The following is an 18,558-nucleotide window of genomic DNA, read 5'->3' as shown; positions in this document are numbered from 1 at the left end:
ATTGATGAGCAGATTTAGATTATTATATATAATAGTATCTATTATTTCCATTTAATATTACAGCCCATACTTGGTCTTTGAATTTCTTCCTGAGGTTCTCCTAATAAAAGGTTTTCAAAAGCAATGATCAAATCTTCTCCGGTCACATCTTTATGGTTTCCAGGTCTGGAATCATCCATCTGTCCTCTATACACAAGATCCATTTTTTCATCGAAGAAATAAAAGTCTGGCGTACATGCTGCATCATAAGCTTTAGCGATAGCCTGGCTTTCATCATATAAATAAGGAAAGTCAAAATTTCTTTCAATCTGAAATTCGATCATTTTCTCCGGAGAATCTGCCGGATATTTTTCAACATCATTAGCACTAATGGCAATGAATTCTATTCCTCTTTCATTATAGTCTTCATACAGCTCATTAATTTTATCAATTACATGAAGAACAAATGGGCAATGGTTACACATAAAGATGACCAATGTACCTTTTTCTCCTTTCAAGTCATCTAATGACTGGATTTCATTACTTTTTGAAGGATTAGGAAGTTCAAAAAACGGAGCTCTTGTTCCTAATGCCAGCATATTTGAGGGAGTATTCATATCCTTTATTTTCTTTATCTGCAAAGATAAAGTTTCTTTTATGATTTCCCAATTCGGCTTATATAAAGTTCCGTTAAATGTTAAATTTGAAAAAATATTTGGAAGCGATTACCTAAAGGTTGTATTTTTGCAAACACTGTTAGGAAAAATACTAACTAAATAAAATATCATTTTTAATTATGGGATTACATGAACGTCGTCAAAGAGAAAAGGCATCGATCCGAGCAAATATTTTGCAGGCGGCTTTTACTTTGGCTAAAACCGACGGCTGGGGATCACTTTCCATGCGAAAAATAGCAGATGCTATTGAATACAGTGCCCCTGTTGTTTATGATTATTTTGAAAATAAAGAAGCCATTTTATTTGAGATTTCTGTTGATGGGTTCAATCTTTTACATAAAGAACTTGTAAAGGCTCAGAGGAAGCACGAGAGTTCAGAAGAACAGATAATGGCTATTGTAGATGCTTATTGGAATTTTGCTTTTAAGAACAAAGAGTATTACCAGCTTATGTTTGGTCTGGGAATGCAATGCTCCGGTAAAGGACAGATGAAAGAAGAGTTTTCTTCTTTCCCGGATATGCTTTATTATTGTACTTATGATATCATGAAAAAGAATGGTTCTGATCTCGATAATGCCTGCCATATGTCCAATGCTTTATTTTCTGCAGTACATGGTTTAATATCTATTATGATGATGCGTAAATCTGATATTCCTGAAACCATGAACAAAACTACTTTGGATGAAACAGTTTCGGCTTTCATTAAATCTTTATGAATTTTTTTTGAACCAAATATTAACACCGTTAGGAAAAATAACACCACCTATTAAGTAGTTGCATATATTATAAAAACATATTAAAATTTAAACTAAGCAATACAAAAAATTGTTTTTTTTTCACAAAAACATTAACACTGTTAGAAATAATAACATAGCATACCTCACTTTTATATATAAAACAACATTAAAAATTACAATCATGAACACAATCGTTTAATCTATTAATAATTCTTTAATTTTTTTTAACTCAAATATTAACATCGTTAGGAAAAATAACAACAATAGTTCAATAATTCAACCTAAAACACTTAACTAAAAAAAATAAATTTTAATGAAAATACCTGGAAAAACTAGGATCATTGTACTTATATCAAGTATTATCCTTTTACAGAATTGCAGTAAGGCCGCAGAAAGCAATCAGGCCCCTGCTGCTCCAGCATTACCGGTTTACACGGTAACTTCATCTCCCGCTACAACATATCAGGAGCTTCCAACTTCATTGGAAGGAAAAAACAATGTAGAAATAAGACCACAAGTAGATGGTTACTTAGATAAAATATATGTGGAAGAGGGCGCTTACGTAAGAGCAGGGCAGCCATTATTTAAAATTGATTCAAGAGCTTATGGCGAACAAGTGAATATGGCGCAGGCAAATTTACAAGCAGCCAACGCTAATATTCAAAAAGCCAAAGTAGAAGTAGATCGTCTACAACCACTAGTAGATGCTAAAGTAGTTTCTGACGTACAGATGAAAACGGCAAAAGCCAACTATGCAGCTGCAGTGGCAGCAGCAGCACAAGCGAAAGCATCGGTTGGAAATGCAAAAATTAATGTAGGGTTCACCACAGTTACAGCACCAGTAAGTGGTTATATTGGTAGAATCCCTTATAAAAGAGGAAGCTCAATTTCAAGAACAGATGCTAATCCTTTGACTGTACTATCTGATATCAGTGAAATATATGCCTATTTCTCCTTAAGTGAAATGGAGTTTATTGCTTTTCAAAATAAATATCCCGGAGCTACGCTAGAAGAGAAATTGAGAAATATGCCCATGGTAGAATTAGTACTTGCTGATGGTAGTATTTATCCTGAGAGAGGAAAAATGAGCATCATTGATGGACAATTTGACAGAAGCACAGGATCGATTACCGTAAGAGCTATATTCCCTAACGTTCACGGAACGCTAAGAACAGGAAATACCGGAAGAGTCCGTGTACCTCAACTGCTTACCAATGTGGTCACCATTCCGCAGGAATCTACTTTTGAAGTTCAGGATAAAACGTATGTATACGTCCTTGGAAAAGATAAAAAAGTAACAAGCAAACCAATCACCATTTCCGGAAAAACAGAAAGCTATTACTTTATTTCAGAAGGCCTGGCTGCAGGTGATAAAATCGTATACGCTGGTCTGGGTACTTTAAAAGATGGTGTAACAATACAACCGAAGGCCATTTCTTCTGACAGCTTATTTAAAGTAAAACCATTGCAATAAATCTCTGTGAATACAGAAGACTAAAAAATAAACTTCTTATGTTAAAACAATTTATAGAAAGACCAGTGCTCTCCACGGTCATCTCCATAATACTCTTATTATTGGGAATACTTTCGGTTTTCCAACTTCCGATCACCCTATTTCCAGATATTGCGCCACCAACTGTTCAGGTTACGGCTAATTATCCGGGAGCCAATGCAGAAGTGGTTGCACGTTCTGTTGCAGTTCCTATTGAAGAAGCTGTGAACGGGGTTGAAAATATGACATATATGACATCTAACTCCAGTAATGATGGAGCAATGACGCTGACGGTCTATTTTAAACAAGGTTCAGATGCCAGTAATGCAGCTGTTAACGTTCAAAACCGTGTATCCAAAGCAATGAGCCAACTTCCGCAGGAAGTTATTCAAGCCGGAATCTCGACGCAGAAAGTACAGAACAGTATGATTATGTTCACAGGGTTGTATAGTGAAGATCCTAAACAATATGATGAACTTTTCTTACAAAACTACCTTAAAATTAATATAATCCCACAGCTACAGCGTATCCCTGGGGTTGCTGAAGCCCAAATTTTCGGATCAAAAGATTATTCTATGCGTATCTGGTTAAAGCCGGATCGATTAGCAGATAATAATCTTTCACCGCAGGAAGTAATGAAGGCTATTCAGGATCAGAATTTAGAGGCTGCTCCGGGACGTCTTGGGCAAGGAAGTAAAGAAACGTATGAGTATATCCTTAAATACAAAGGAAAGCTCGATAAAGATCTTGATTATGAGAATATTCCCATCAAAGCCAATAATGACGGATCATTCCTGAGGTTAAAAGATGTTGCCAGAGTAGAATTCGGTTCTTATACGTATACAGGAACCAATAGATTAGATGGAGGAAAACCTGTAGCAGGTTTCGCTATTTTACAATCGGCTGGTTCTAATGCCAATGAAATTTTAACTGAGATTGAAAAACAGATCGAAGAATACTCAACTACGCTTCCTAAAGGAATTAAACCGATTACTGTATATAATTCCAAAGACTTTTTGGATGCATCCATTGATCAGGTAGTGGAAACTTTGGTTGTGGCATTTATCCTGGTATTCATTGTAGTATATATTTTCCTTCAGGATTTCAGATCTACACTGATCCCGGCAATTGCAGTTCCTGTGGCCATTATCGGTACCTTTTTCTTCCTACAGTTATTTGGAATGAGCATCAATATGCTTACTTTATTTGCCTTGGTTCTCGCCATTGGTATTGTGGTAGATGACGCCATTGTCGTCGTAGAAGCCGTCCACTCCAAGATGGAGCGTACAGGAATGCCGGTAGAGAAAGCTACCATAACCTCAATGAGTGAAATTTCGGGAGCCATTATTTCCATTACTTTGGTTATGTCTGCTGTATTTATTCCGGTAGGATTTATGCAAGGTCCTGCAGGAGTTTTCTACAGACAGTTTGCCTTTACATTGGTTATTGCTATTTTAATTTCGGCTGTAAATGCATTGACATTGAGCCCTGCTTTATGTGCTCTTTTGTTGAACGATCCTCAGGGAGAACATGGAGAGCACGGTAAGAAAACAGGATTTGGAGCTAGATTCTTCAATGCTTTTAATACTGCTTTCGATAATATGACGAGAAAATACATCTATAGTATTAAGTTTTTAATTAAAAAGAAGTGGATCGCAGTAGGAGGTTTAGCCCTATTAATTGCGGCAAGTATCTTTTTAATCAAAACAGCACCATCTGGGTTTATTCCCACTGAAGATCAAGGTTTCATTATGTATGCTGTAAACACTCCTCCTGGAAGTTCATTAGAAAGAACTAAAAATGCAACAGAGCAAATTGATAAAATTCTGGGTAAAGAAACTTCAAACAAGAGCTTATGGACAACAGATGGATTAAACTTCATCAGTAATGCCAATGCTTCCCCTTATTCAGCTGGATTCCTGCAATTAAAAGATTATGATGAACGTGGAGCAATTAAAGATCCTGATGAACTTGCAGCAGCATTAACCGAAAAAGTAGCTTCAGTAAAAGATGCGAGTACCTTCTTCTTTAACTTCCCGACTGTACAGGGATTTGGTAACGTGAGTGGTTTTGAATTCATGTTGCAGGATAGAACCAATGGTTCTTTTGAACAATTAGGAGCTACAACTCAGGCATTTCTTGGTGAATTAATGAAACGTAAGGAAATTGAGTTTGCCTTCACCACTTTTGCCGGAGACAACCCTCAGTATACGATCGAGGTAGATGCAGACAAAGCTAATCAGTTAGGAGTTTCCGTTAAAGAACTCATGCAGACTATGCAAATTTACTTTGGAAGTAATTTCGTGACAGACTTTAACAGATTCGGAAAATATTACAGGGTAATGGCGCAGGCAGAAGTCCCTTTCCGTAAAGATATTAACTCTCTTGATGGGATTTATGTTAAAAATAATCAGGGAGGAATGGTTCATGCAAAAGAACTGGTTACTTTAAAAAGAACATTCGGACCTGAAACCGTAACCCGAAACAACTTATTTAATGCGGTAACGATCAACGGAACCCCAAAAGCCGGATATAGTACAGGAGATGCCATTAAAGCGGTTGAAGAAGTAGCCAAGCAATCACTTCCTCGTGGATATAATTATGAATGGACCGGAATTACCCGTGAAGAAATTAAAACAGGAGATCAAACCGTCTTTATTTTTCTTCTAAGTATCATATTCGTTTATTTCTTATTAGCGGCACAATATGAAAGTTATATTCTTCCGTTCGCAGTTATTCTTACTATTCCAACAGGGATATTCGGAGTATTTGCCTTCACAGGCTTAGCAGGGATTGACAATAATATTTACGTACAGGTCGGGCTGATCATGCTTGTCGGGCTATTGGCAAAAAATGCCATTCTTATTGTCGAATTTGCCGTTCAGAGGAGAAAAGCAGGAAGAACATTGATTGAATCAGCTCTTCAGGCTTCAAGATTACGTTTGAGACCGATTTTGATGACCTCATTTGCGTTCATCATTGGTATGCTTCCACTACTTTGGGTAAAAGGAGCTGCTGCAAAAGGAAATCACTCTATTGGTTACAGTACAGTAGGTGGGATGTTCACCGGAGTAGTATTTGGGATTTTTATCATTCCAGTAATGTATGTGATTTTCCAATATCTGCATGAAAAAATGCCAAGCAGAAAGAAAAAAAGACTTCAAAAACAAGATCAAGAACAGGCTTTAGCGGCAAGCCATTAAAAAAGTCTATCTAAAAGAAAAACAATGAAAATAATAAAGAATATTTTTCTAACATTAATATTAGCTGTGGTCGCAGTTTCGTGTAAGTCAAAAGTGGCTTACACGGAACCGGATCTACAACTTCCGGAAGAATTCAGGTTCACGGCAACTGCTGATACAGCAAGTGTTGCAAACCTTGAATGGAAAGAATTTTTCAAAGATACCACTTTACAAGGGTTGATTGAAAAAGGAATTAACCATAACTATGACCTTCAAATTGCTTTAAAGCAAGTGGAGTCGTCTAATGAAAAGCTAAAGCAGGCAAAGTTCCTTCAATACCCGGAAGTTGATTTGTCGGTTGCAGGACAGATTACAAGGCCTTCTGAAAACAGTTTCACAGGCCAAAGTCTTAAGATATTTGGATTCAACAGCTATCTGGAAGACTATAATGCTGCTTTTAATCTTTCCTGGGAAGCCGATATCTGGGGGAAAATAAAAAATCAGAAAGACGTTGCCAGAATGCAATATCTGCAAACGTACGAAGGAACCAAAGCAATTCAAACTCAAGTGGTTGCTGCCATCGCTCAGGGATATTACAATCTACTCATGTTGGATAAGCAATTGACTATTGCTAAATCTAACTTAGAATTAACCACCAATACAGTATCTATTACTGAAAAAATGTGGCAAAGTGGTGATGCAACTTCTTTGGGTGTTCAGCAAGCAACGGCACAGAAGGAATCAACAGAACTTTTGATTTCTCAGTTGGAACAAAATATTGCCATCCAGGAAAATGCATTAAGCATCCTTGTAGGTGAAGCACCTAATAAAGTAAGCAGAACAATAGAAATGTCTGATACTTCATTACCTCAAGAGCTTTCAGTAGGACTTCCGGCTAAAATGGTAAGCCGTCGTCCTGATGTACGCCAGCAAGAACTAGTTTTATTGGAATCCAACGCTTTGGTTGGTATTGCACAAGCTAATATGTATCCTTCTCTGAAAATCACTGCAAACGGTGGGCTTAACTCTTTCAGATTTGACAACTGGTTCCAGATTCCGGCTTCCTTATTCGGATCCGTTTTAGGAGGAATTACACAACCTCTTTTTAAGAAGAGACAGCTTAAAACTGATTTAAATGTTGCTAAAATTCAAAGAGAGAAAAATGTATTGGCATTCCGCCAGTCGGTTTTAAATGCAATGGGAGAAGTTTCCGATGCTTTAGTTTCTAATGAAAGTTTAAAAGCTCAGGAAGAAAAAGCGACTAAGCAAGCTAATACATTGAAAGGCGGCATCAAGAGTGCCCAAATGTTATACAAAGGAGGTATGGTCAATTACCTAGAGGTCATTACTGCTCAAGGTAATTCTCTTCAGGCAGAATTGAACCTTGCTTCCGTAAAAAGACAGAGGTTAAGCAGCATCGTCGATCTCTATAGAGCGCTCGGCGGCGGCTGGAAGTAGTAAATTAAATTATATTGTTGAATGCGGTCCACTTGGGCCGCATTTTTTTGTGAGAACATAAGGAGGATAAAAAACTTAATAATAGCTCAATGGCTAAAGTTTACTCTGAAACTCCCCGCTAATCCATTCAATCAGATGATCAAAATCATGTTGAGAATAACCTAACTGTAGATAATGAATATCATCAGCTTTCCGATACCAGGTCAGTTGTCGTTTGGCGTATCGCCTGCTGTTCTTTTTAATTTCACTGATAGCAAAATCAAGATCCCAGATTCCATCAAAATATTTAAATAATTCGGCATAACCTACCGTATTCAGGGCGGTAAGATGTTTAAACGGCTCAAGCTCTTTTGCTTCTTCCAACAGACCTTTTTCCACCATGATATCTACTCTTCTGTTGATTCTATCATACAATTCCTCCCTTGGTGCTTCAATTCCTATCCTGATGACATTGAAGTCTCTAGAATCCTGTGACACTGCAATCAATTCAGAATATTTTTTTTGAGTCTGCCAGATCACATCAATTGCTCTTAACAGTCTCCTGTGATTATGAAAATCTACCACTGAATAATATTCAGGATCCAGTTCTCTTAAAATCTCCTGAAGTTTTTCAATACCCTCAGAATCCATCATCTCCTGTAATTTTCTCTGGTTTTCTTCATTCGCTTCCGGAAGATCATTAAGACCTTCAAGTACCGCTTTTTCATACATCATACTCCCACCCACAAGGATAACGGTATCATATTTCTCAAAAAGTTCATGAAGTTTTTTTAAAGCATCTTCTTCGTACTGCCCTATAGAATAATAGTCTTTAACCGAAAGGTTCCCGATAAAATGATGAGGTGCTTCAGCCAGCTCTTCTTCTGAGGGTGAAGCTGTACCTATTTTCATTTCCTTAAAAAACTGACGGGAATCACAGGAAATAATTTCCGTCTTGAAATGGTTAGCCAAATCAATTGCCAATCTTGTTTTTCCAATTCCAGTGGGTCCTACTACAGAAATTAAGTTTTTCATCGGTTCATTTCCATTTTTATCAGTCAGATGTAATCTTTACAGATTTCACCGTGCTAATTTAAATGTTTATCTTTGTAAGACAATAAAAAACTATGATTTTATCAATGACTGGCTTCGGTAGAGCCGAAGATGTTTTTGAAGGAAAAAAAATAAGCGTAGATATTAAGTCACTGAACAGCAAGAGCTTTGATTTAAATATCAAAATACCGTTACGCTATAAGGAAAAAGAATTTGAAATCAGAAAAATTCTTAACGACAGAATTATCCGTGGAAAAGTAGACTGTTACGTTTCAGTGGAAAATCTTGAAGAAACCAATGATGTAAAAATTAACAGAAACCTTATTGATTCTTATATCAATGAGCTACGTAATATTGCATCTGACGGACCTGATTTTGAATACCTTAAAATGGCAGTAAGGCTGCCTGACGCCATTACATCCAGACCCGACGAACTGACAGAGGGAGAATGGGAGAACCTTGCCAAAATTGTTAATACTTCTGTTGACCGTTTTGAAGAATTCAGAAAAGCTGAAGGAAAAACGTTACACCAGGAACTGGAAAAAAACATTCAGAATATAGACCAGTATTTATCTGAGGTCATCCCTTTTGAAGAGGTAAGAATCAACAGTGTGAAAGAACGTTATCAAAAATCTTTAAAGGAATTCGAAAATGTAGATGAAACCCGTTTCTATCAGGAAATGGCCTATTTTACAGAAAAACTGGATATTTCCGAAGAAAAGGTAAGGCTTGCTCAGCATTTAAAATACTACAAAGAAGTAATGGATAATGAAGATTTTAACGGGAAAAAGCTAGGCTTTATTTCTCAGGAAATCGGAAGAGAAATCAACACATTGGGATCAAAAGCTAATCATGCTGAAATTCAGAAGCTTGTAGTAATGATGAAGGATGATTTGGAGAAGATTAAGGAGCAAACGTTAAATGTATTATAGATAGTTACGTGGTCCGGGATGCGGGGCAAGGTCTTGAATATAATCAAATGACAAAACCCAAACCCCGAAACCCGAAACTCGAAACCCATCAACCATGGAAAAAGTTATCATATTTTCAGCACCATCGGGGAGCGGAAAAACCACATTAGTAAAACATTCTTTAGAAGTATTTTCAGAACTTAAATTTTCGATCTCCTGTACCACAAGACAGCCGAGGGGAAGTGAAATGCATGCTGTAGATTATCATTTTTTAACACCGGATGAATTCAGACAGAAAATAGCTGAAGAGGCTTTTGTAGAATATGAAGAGGTATATACTGATAAATATTACGGTACTTTAAAATCAGAAGTAGAAAAGATCTGGAATCAGGGGAAAGTGGTTATTTTTGATGTTGATGTAAAAGGAGGAATTTCTTTGAAAAAATATTTTGGAGAAAAAGCCCTGTCTATTTTCATTGAACCACCTTCCATTGAAGAATTGGAACGAAGATTGATCTCAAGAAATACGGATGATCCGGAAACGATAAAAACCCGTGTAGAAAAGGCAGAAGAAGAAATGTCCTATGCACACGATTTTGACAAAATTGTGATCAATACCGACTTAGATAAAGCAAAAAAAGAAATAGAAAGTTTAATAAAAAATTTTATTGGGAGTTAAAGGCTGGATGATGGAAGCCGGATAACAGAAGTTTAGAACTATTTTAGAAGTTCTCTCTTTCAAATTCCGATTTCTAATTTCTAACTTCTAATTTCTAATTCTAAAACATTGAGGTTGATATGAGTACCGAAACATTAGAAAGAGCTAAATCTGCAATCCCTGTGAGGGGGTTTTTAGATATAAAAGATATAGCGATTCCTCAAGGAGAAGAATTAGTGAAAGCTATTCTCAAACTTAAAGAAGAAAAAAACGCTGTTATCTTAGCACATTATTACCAACCGGGAGAAATTCAGGATATAGCTGATTTCCTTGGAGATTCTTTGCAGCTGGCAAGGCAGGCAAAAGACACCAATGCCGATATGATTGTTTTCTGTGGTGTCCATTTTATGGCAGAAGCAGCAAAAATTCTAAACCCAACTAAAAAAGTAGTTCTTCCCGACACCATGGCAGGATGCTCTTTAGCAGATGGCTGCAGCGGTGAAGGATTAAGAAAAATGCGGGAAGAGCACCCGAATGCATTAATTGCAACGTATATCAACTGTAATGCTGAAACAAAAGCAGAAAGTGATATCATTGTAACAAGTTCTAATGCAGAAACGGTGATCGAAGCATTACCCAAAGACAGACCTATTATCTTCGCTCCAGATAAAAATCTGGGAAGATATCTTTCTAAGAAAACAGGTCGTGATATGATTTTATGGGATGGAAGTTGTATCGTTCATGAAGCATTTTCAATGGAAAGAATTGCACAGCAACTGGCGGATAACCCGGATGCCAAACTTATTGCTCACCCTGAAAGTGAAGAAGCGGTTTTAAAACTAGCCCATTTCATCGGATCTACTTCTGCCCTTTTGAATTATGTAGAAAAAGATGACTGTCAGAAATTCATTATTGCAACAGAAGAGGGAATTCTTCATGAAATGAGAAAGCGTGCTCCTCACAAGGAACTGATCCCAGCTTTGGTTTTTGATGAAAGCTGTAATTGTTCCGAATGTTTCTATATGAAGCGTAACACGATGGAGAAATTGTATCTGTGTATGAAATATGAGCTTCCGGAAATTCTTATCGAAGAAGAACTTCGGTTAAAGGCCTTGAAGCCGATTGAAGCTATGCTCGATCTTTCTAAAAGTATAAAATAAATAAAAAGCACTGTTTTCACAGTGCTTTTTTACTTATTAACAATCGAAAGCTACATCAACACATCTTTTACAATTCTCCGATAACAGATAATATTGTTCGCAGGTATTGGAATATTCTGGTGTATTTCCATAACTATTATTAACCGGACACCCTACGCAGCTCATAGCTCCTTTAATTTCTTTCAGTTTTGATCTTGATAATTTTTTCATGGTTTTTATTTTAGTTATTGAGGAAAGCAATCTATACTTACCAATACTTTAGATTTACAACATTGTGGTAATGCCTCAAATGCAGCACACGATCTTGGAAAGCCTGGCCCGTATGGAACCGGAGGACAGTTTTCAAAACAGGTGGCTCCTCCGTTAATCGATTTTAAATTTTCCCGGTCTAATCTTTTTAAATTTTTCATAGTATTTAATTTTTTTAGTTTGATTCATAAATATAACATAAAATTTGAAAGGGTATAATCTTGTTTCAATGACTATCAATAAAGCATTTCAAGGTGTTATTTTTAATTTATAATTCAAAAAAATTGTGTTAAAATTCAAAAAATGACTTTATTTTCCAAAATAACTTCTACATTTGTTGCTTCAAGATGCAATTAATACAGAACATATTTAAAGATATTTTATCGGGGTTTTCTATTCCGGTAGCATCTTCTGTGATTTCATCTATTTCTACAACTACAACCCCATAGCGGGGTAGATTTTCACATATTATTTCAGGTACCTGTACTCTTTTTTCTAAAGAGTAACTCAATCAATTATTCATAAACCTAAAAAAATAAATGATGAAAGTCTTAAAATTCGGAGGAACTTCTGTAGCAAATGCTCAAAGTATCCTGCAAGTAGAAAATATCATAAAAAAACAATCTTCAGATCATCAAATTATCGTCGTAGTCTCTGCATTTCATAGCGTTACAGATACTTTAATTAAAGCAGCAGAATTAGCGGCCAATAATGATGAGCATTATCTAAACCTGATTAAAAACCTGGAAGAAAAACATCTGGAAGCAGTAAAAGAATTGATCCCTATTTCAGGACAGAGCGCCTGGCTCAGCTTCGTGAAAAAGCACTTCAATGACATTGAAGATATTTGTAATGGTATTTTTATTTTGGGTGAATTCACGCCAAGAATTAAAGATAAAATTACTTCTTACGGAGAGTTTTTATCCTCAAACATTATTGCTGCCCGACTGGAATCCAAAAACCTGGATGCTATCTGGATGGACTCTTGTAGTCACATCAGAACAGACAGCCACTATACCTATGCTAAAGTAGATTTTGAAATTACAGAAAAAAATATCAAACATTATATTGACAAAAACAAAAGTCAGATCATCATAGCTCCCGGCTTTATTGCCAGTGATAAAAATGGCAATACAACTACTTTAGGAAGAGGAGGTTCAGATTATACCGCATCTATTATCGCCTCAGCAGTCGACGCTGAGGAAATCCAGATATGGACAGATGTGAGCGGAATGATGACCGCTGATCCAAGACTCGTATCCCATGCTAAAGCTATTCCTGAAATATCTTATCAGGAAGCGATGGAGCTTTCGCATTTCGGAGCAAAAGTACTCTACCCTCCTACTATTCAACCTGTCATGATCAAAAATATTGACCTCTGGATCAAAAATACTTTTGAGGACGAAGCTCCCGGAACTTTGGTAACACAAAATTTAAAATCTTCTGATCAGGAACAGGTCGCTGTAGGTATTTCTAATATGAGCCACATCGCCCTCCTCACTTTAGAGGGCAGTGGGATGGTTGGGGTTCCCGGTATTTCAGCAAAACTTTTTCAATGCTTAAGCCATGAAAAAATCAATGTTATTCTCATTACCCAGAGTTCATCCGAGCATTCTATTACTATTGCCATTAATGAGAAAGAATTGTACCATGCAGAAAATGCCATTAACCAGGCTTTCGAAGATGACCTGAAACTGAAAAGAATAGAACCTGTAAAAGTAGAAAACGGGCTTTCCATCGTAGCAATTGTCGGGGAAAATATGAAGAGCAGAAGCGGAGTAAGTGCTAAAATGTTCGGCTGCTTAGGAAACAACGGTATTAATATCCGGGCAATAGCTCAGGGCTCTTCCGAAAAAAATATCAGCATTGTCATTTCAGAAAAAGACACTAAAAAAGCAGTGAATATTCTGCATGAAGAGTTCTTTGAGTCCGAAGTAAAACAAGTACATCTTTTTATATGCGGAACAGGAAATGTAGGGAAAAAACTGATTCAGCAAATTTATGCTCAAAATGAATATCTGAGAGAAAACCTGTCTATTAATCTTAGAATTGCAGGATTATCCAACAGTCGTAAGATGGTATTTTCAGATAAAGGCATTTCAGAAAAAGATTATACACACCTTCTCGAAAATGGAGAAGAGGCATCGCCTGAGCAATTAGGTAAAGAAATTACAGCAAGGAATCTCCGGAATTCAGTGTTTATTGATTTGACCGCCAGCGCAGAAATACCCCTTATCTACGAAGACCTGTTAAAGAAAAGCATCAATATTGTAGCATGTAATAAAATTGCGGCAGCCTCTGATTTTGAGAGTTATAAAAAATTAAAGCAACTTGCCAAAAACCATAACTGTAAGTTTTTCTTTGAGACAAATGTCGGTGCTGGATTACCTATTATCGGAACTATTAACGACCTGATAAGAAGTGGAGATACCATTACCTCTATTCAAGCTGTACTCAGTGGTACCCTCAATTTTGTTTTCAATCATTATGACGGGAATCAATTATTTTCTGAAGTCGTTGCACAAGCCCAGAAAGAAGGTTATACCGAGCCGGACCCTAGACTGGATCTTGCTGGCACAGATGTAGCCCGTAAAATCCTTATTCTGGCACGAGAATCCGGATACCCACTGCAATTTGAACAAATTGAAAACATCAGCTTTCTTCCTGAAGAATGTATGCAGGGAGATGTAGACAATTTTTACAAAATGCTTACAAAATATGAAGACCACTTCAAAGATTTATTGAATGAAGCACAAAAGGAAGGTAAAATCTTAAAATATGTAGCCGAATTCGAAAATGGGAAGGCCAAAGTAGGTCTGCAGCATATTGCTCCTGATGAGGATTTGTACCATCTATATGGCAAAGACAATATTGTTATTTTCAAAACTTTAAGATACTCTGAGCAGCCTCTCGTTGTAAAAGGAGCCGGAGCAGGTGCTGAAGTAACTGCAAGTGGGGTCTTCGCTGATATTGTACGTTCCGTTTAAAAAATATAAATATGAAAAATATAAAAATTAAAGTTCCTGCAACGGTCGCCAATCTGGTGTGCGGTTTTGATATTTTAGGAATGGCTATTAATAACCCTTATGATGAGATGGAGTTGAGACTATTGGAAACACCTGACATCATTATAAAGCATACAGATCACTTTGGCCTGCCTGAAGAGGCTTCAAAGAATGTAGCAGGAGTCGTATTATTAAAAATGCAGGAGCACCTGAATCTGAAGAATGGATTTGAGGTTATTATTCACAAAAATATAAAACCCGGAAGCGGTCTTGGTTCCAGTGCGGCAAGTGCTGCCGGAGCAGCTTATGCTGCTAATATCTTATTAGGAAATATTCTATCCAAAGAAGAAGTTGTTCATTTTGCCATGTTCGGAGAAGAATTAGCTTCCGGGGTTCGACATGCTGATAATATTGCGCCCTGTATTTACGGCGGGATTACCTTGGTGAAATCTTCAGATCCCATTGACATTATACCTTTGAATACTCCGGATTTGTTTATTGCAGCCGTGCATCCTCAGGTTGAAGTAAAAACGTCAGATGCGAGGCAAATTCTTAAAAAAGATATTCGCCTTAAAGATGCTATAACACAATGGGGAAATATTGCAGGACTGATTGCCGGTATTGAAAAGAATGACCTCAGCTTAATTGGAAGAAGCCTGAATGATGTTATCATAGAGCCTGTTCGAAGTATTCTTATTCCAAAGTTTCACGAAATCAAAACAAAAAGCTTGGAATTAGGAGCATTGGGAGGTGGTATCTCAGGATCCGGACCTTCTATTTTCATGATCACCGAAAGGAAGGAAACTGCCGAACATATTGCTCGTATGATGAGCTCAGTGTACGATGAAATCAATGTAGCCAGCTTTGTCTATGTTTCTGACATCAATCCTTCAGGGATTACTGTTATAGAATAGTAACCCACTAATAAATAAAATACCAATGAACTATTATAATTTAAAAGATTCAAAAGAGCGGGTTAGTTTTAAAACCGCTTCGATTAAAGGGCAGGGTAAAGAAAAAGGCCTGTTTTTCCCCGAAAAAATTCCTCAGTTTGAAAAAGATTTTATAGAAAATCTAAATATGTTTTCAAATGAAGAAATTGCTTTCCGGTGTATGAAAGATTTTGTTTCAGATGAGATTCCCGAGGAAGAACTTAGAAAAATTGCATCAGAAACCATCTCATTTGAAATTCCTCTCAAAAAGATTAACGATCGTATTTACGTACTCGAATTATTTCACGGCCCTACCCTTGCTTTCAAAGATATTGGAGCAAGATTCATGAGCCGCTGCCTATCTTACTTTTTAAAAGACGAACACAAAAAAGTAACTGTGTTAGTAGCTACTTCAGGAGATACCGGAGGTGCAGTTGCTCATGGTTTTTATAAAATTCAGGGAATTGAGGTGGTTATTCTATATCCCAAAAACAGGGTGAGTGCTGTTCAGGAAAAGCAGTTAACAGCATTAGGAGAAAATATTACGGCATTAGAAATTTCCGGAAGCTTTGACGATTGCCAAAACCTGGTAAAACAAGCTTTTTCAGATGAAGAAATTAATGCCAGTCTATTTCTTACTTCTGCTAATTCCATTAATGTTGCCAGATGGCTACCTCAGCAGATTTATTACCTTCTGGCTTTAAAACAATGGCAGCAATTGGAAAAAGAGAATCCGGTTATTTGTGTTCCCAGCGGAAACTTCGGAAATATCTGTGCCGGCATACTCGCTTACTTCAGAGGTCTGCCGGTAGATCATTTTATAGCGGCCTGTAACCTTAATAATGTTGTGCCTCATTATTTAGAAACACAGATTTTAGCCCCTAAAAAAACGATCGCTACTCTCTCCAATGCAATGGATGTAGGAAATCCTAGTAATTTTGTAAGAATCTTAGAACTCTTTCATCATCAGTTTGAGGATCTCAAAAATAAAATTTCAGGAGCCACGGTAGATGATGAAGAAACTTTAAAGACTATTGCAACTGTTTACGAAAAATACCAGTATGTTCTTGAACCGCATGGAGCTGTTGCGTATACTTCTCTTGAAAATTATCTGAAAGAAAATCCACATAAAAAAGGCTTCATCCTTGAAACAGCACATCCTGTAAAATTCCCGGAATCAATAGAAAAAGTAGTTCCTGAAGCCATCAAAATTCCAGAAAAATTGAATGATTTAATGGGTAAAGAGAAAAAAACAGTAGAAATTAATCCAAATTTTGAAGAATTAAAACGATTTTTGCTTAATAAAAATCAAGATGTATGAGTAAAATCTTTTTGGAAGATCTAAAAATATATGCGTACCATGGTGTTTTACCTGAAGAAAACATCATTGGTACTTACTATCTTTTAAATGCAGAACTCCATATTGACTTATGGAAAGTTGCTGAATCTGATGATTTAAATGACACCATTAGTTATGCAGATATTAACGACATTATCCACAAGGAAATGAAAATTAAATCTCAACTTCTGGAGCATGTTGCGGGAAGAATCATTTCAAAGATTTATGAAAGTTTTCCTGAAATTTCTTATATTAAATTAAAAATTACCAAAACATCGCCCCCTATGCAGGGAGAAATGAAAGGTGCCAGCATTGAGCTGGAAAAAAGTTTTAAACCCAATAACTAAAATATTATTTTCAATTTCGAAAACTATGAACTTGAAATTCACCAGCCTGTTATTTTTACTTGTATGTATTAATATTTTTGGGCAAACCACTGTTAACAACCAACTGGCTGATTATAATTTTCCGAAGATAAAATCCAGCATTACCATGCCGGTGACTATCCCATTATCGGAAATCAGCAATATGATAAATACTTCTGTAAAAGACATGATTTATCAGGATGATTCTTATACGGATAACAATAATGATCAGTTTAAGGTAAAAGTTTGGAAAACCCGTCCTATCAGACTTGTCGGGGGAACCAATCAAAACCTGCTCATTGAAGTTCCTTTAAAAATATGGGCAGAAAAAGGAATAGGTACACTGGGCGTTTATACCTACCAGAATACAACCTTTGAAACAGTCATGTATTTTAATACGGCGGTCAACTTTAAGAATAACTGGACCATGATTACCAATACCCAGCCAATGGGCTTTAAATGGGTAACAAAACCCGTTTTAGATTATGGAAAAATACAGATTCCCATTACTGCTCTGGTTGAAAAAAGCCTGAAAGAACAGCAGGAAAAATTCTGTAAAACAATCGATCAGCAAATGGCTACCCAATTAAACTTTCAGCAATATGCCGTAATGGCCTGGAATGTTTTCTCACAGCCTTTTAATATTTCTGAAGAATACAACACCTGGCTAAAAATAACCCCTGTGAATGTCAACATCACTCCATTAAAGTTTTATGCCAACCAGATCAACACCAATATCGGGATGGACATTTATTCGGAAACCTTTACAGGAAGTAAGCCCGCAGCTTCATTACCAGTCACTACCGCTGGAAGTTTTAATTTCACTCCGGTCTTAGGAGACCAGTTTTCACTTCAGACTACAGCAAATATTCCTTTTACTGAGGCCTCAGCAATTGCCAGGAAAATGTTTTTAGGAAAGGAGTACGAAGTAAGAGACTCGAAAGTAAAAATCACCGACATCAGAGTATACGCCGTTGCCAACAGAATTATGATTGAAGCTCAGACAGAAGGATATATCAAAGGAACGGCCCTGATTTCAGGAATCCCCGTATATGATGATATCAAGAAAAAGATTGTATTGTCTGATACCAAATTCAAACTGAAAACAATGAATATTCTTCAGAAAACAGCAAGTCTGCTTTTCCAGGGAAAAATTGTAAAAATGATAGAAGAAGAGTACGGTATCCCAACTCAGGAATTGGTAGATACTTCCAGAAAAAGTATTGAAGATGCATTCAATAAAGAATATTACAAAGGTTTGAAAATGAATGGCAGGGTTTTTAATCTGAGACCCGGTCAGATACTTTTAGGCAGCTCGGGAATTACGGCAGTAATTGATACCAATGCATCCTTAAAACTAATGGTCAATGGGATATAAATAA

At 36.7% G+C, this 18,558-nt stretch carries 16 protein-coding genes; 12 read left to right on the top strand and 4 right to left on the bottom strand.

What is annotated here, in order from left to right:
- Positions 1-41: 41 nt before the first annotated feature.
- The gene (locus CJF12_RS18000) at positions 42-596 is read right to left on the bottom strand and encodes a thioredoxin family protein (protein WP_034686096.1); all 555 of its coding nucleotides are present in this window, start codon (positions 594-596) and stop codon (positions 42-44) included.
- A 179-nt stretch (positions 597-775) separates the two neighbouring features.
- Here CJF12_RS18000 and CJF12_RS17995 point away from each other — a divergent pair, with 179 nt between their 5' ends.
- The 4 genes from CJF12_RS17995 to CJF12_RS17980 all read left to right on the top strand — a co-directional run bounded on the left by CJF12_RS17995 (position 776) and on the right by CJF12_RS17980 (position 7,525).
- Positions 776-1,372 carry a TetR/AcrR family transcriptional regulator gene (locus CJF12_RS17995; RefSeq protein ID WP_034686099.1) on the top strand — a complete coding sequence of 199 codons (597 nt, stop codon included), beginning with the start codon at positions 776-778 and terminating at the stop codon, positions 1,370-1,372.
- Between the two features lie 334 nt (positions 1,373-1,706).
- Entirely contained in the window at positions 1,707-2,867 is a 1,161-nt protein-coding gene (locus tag CJF12_RS17990) for an efflux RND transporter periplasmic adaptor subunit (protein ID WP_034686100.1), read from the top strand.
- 38 nt (positions 2,868-2,905) lie between these two features.
- Positions 2,906-6,088, top strand: a complete 3,183-nt coding sequence (locus tag CJF12_RS17985; RefSeq protein ID WP_034686101.1) for an efflux RND transporter permease subunit — start codon at positions 2,906-2,908, stop codon at positions 6,086-6,088.
- Between the two features lie 24 nt (positions 6,089-6,112).
- Positions 6,113-7,525: an efflux transporter outer membrane subunit gene (locus tag CJF12_RS17980; protein ID WP_034686104.1), complete on the top strand. Its 1,413-nt coding sequence runs from the start codon at positions 6,113-6,115 to the stop codon at positions 7,523-7,525.
- 93 nt (positions 7,526-7,618) lie between these two features.
- Here the strand turns inward: CJF12_RS17980 and miaA are convergent, their stop codons facing one another.
- Positions 7,619-8,539 carry a tRNA (adenosine(37)-N6)-dimethylallyltransferase MiaA gene (gene miaA, locus CJF12_RS17975; protein WP_034686105.1) on the bottom strand — a complete coding sequence of 307 codons (921 nt, stop codon included), beginning with the start codon at positions 8,537-8,539 and terminating at the stop codon, positions 7,619-7,621.
- A gap of 92 nt (positions 8,540-8,631) precedes the next feature.
- Here miaA and CJF12_RS17970 point away from each other — a divergent pair, with 92 nt between their 5' ends.
- From CJF12_RS17970 to nadA, 3 genes are all read left to right on the top strand, one after another.
- Entirely contained in the window at positions 8,632-9,489 is an 858-nt protein-coding gene (locus CJF12_RS17970) for a YicC family protein (RefSeq protein ID WP_034686107.1), read from the top strand.
- 94 nt (positions 9,490-9,583) lie between these two features.
- Complete coding sequence (gene gmk / locus CJF12_RS17965) at positions 9,584-10,147, top strand: guanylate kinase (RefSeq protein ID WP_034686108.1); 564 nt, start codon at positions 9,584-9,586, stop codon at positions 10,145-10,147.
- A gap of 119 nt (positions 10,148-10,266) precedes the next feature.
- Positions 10,267-11,286, top strand: a complete 1,020-nt coding sequence (gene nadA / locus CJF12_RS17960; protein ID WP_034686109.1) for a quinolinate synthase NadA — start codon at positions 10,267-10,269, stop codon at positions 11,284-11,286.
- 36 nt (positions 11,287-11,322) lie between these two features.
- Here nadA and CJF12_RS19990 read toward each other — a convergent pair whose 3' ends face one another.
- Complete coding sequence (locus CJF12_RS19990; protein WP_157759872.1) at positions 11,323-11,496, bottom strand: hypothetical protein; 174 nt, start codon at positions 11,494-11,496, stop codon at positions 11,323-11,325.
- 14 nt (positions 11,497-11,510) lie between these two features.
- Positions 11,511-11,696, bottom strand: coding sequence for a bacteriocin-like protein (locus CJF12_RS17955; protein ID WP_034686110.1), 186 nt, complete (start codon positions 11,694-11,696; stop codon positions 11,511-11,513).
- Positions 11,697-12,077: 381 nt separating this feature from the next.
- Between CJF12_RS17955 and thrA the strand changes: the two genes are divergently transcribed.
- The 5 genes from thrA to CJF12_RS17925 are packed head-to-tail and all read left to right on the top strand — an operon-like array spanning position 12,078 to position 18,554.
- Positions 12,078-14,522, top strand: coding sequence for a bifunctional aspartate kinase/homoserine dehydrogenase I (thrA, locus tag CJF12_RS17945; protein ID WP_034686123.1), 2,445 nt, complete (start codon positions 12,078-12,080; stop codon positions 14,520-14,522).
- An 11-nt stretch (positions 14,523-14,533) separates the two neighbouring features.
- Complete coding sequence (locus tag CJF12_RS17940) at positions 14,534-15,454, top strand: homoserine kinase (RefSeq protein WP_034686111.1); 921 nt, start codon at positions 14,534-14,536, stop codon at positions 15,452-15,454.
- 25 nt (positions 15,455-15,479) lie between these two features.
- Entirely contained in the window at positions 15,480-16,793 is a 1,314-nt protein-coding gene (gene thrC, locus CJF12_RS17935; protein ID WP_034686112.1) for a threonine synthase, read from the top strand.
- Positions 16,790-17,158 carry a dihydroneopterin aldolase gene (gene folB / locus CJF12_RS17930; RefSeq protein WP_034686113.1) on the top strand — a complete coding sequence of 123 codons (369 nt, stop codon included), beginning with the start codon at positions 16,790-16,792 and terminating at the stop codon, positions 17,156-17,158. The genes thrC and folB overlap by 4 nt, the downstream gene beginning before the upstream one ends.
- 25 nt (positions 17,159-17,183) lie before the next feature.
- The gene (locus CJF12_RS17925; RefSeq protein WP_034686114.1) at positions 17,184-18,554 is read left to right on the top strand and encodes a DUF4403 family protein; all 1,371 of its coding nucleotides are present in this window, start codon (positions 17,184-17,186) and stop codon (positions 18,552-18,554) included.
- The last annotated feature ends 4 nt before the right edge of the window (positions 18,555-18,558 follow it).

Origin of the sequence: Chryseobacterium piperi (assembly GCF_002285635.2) — a bacterium.
GTDB lineage: Bacteria > Bacteroidota > Bacteroidia > Flavobacteriales > Weeksellaceae > Chryseobacterium > Chryseobacterium piperi.
This window is presented reverse-complemented; position numbering and strand designations above follow the sequence as displayed.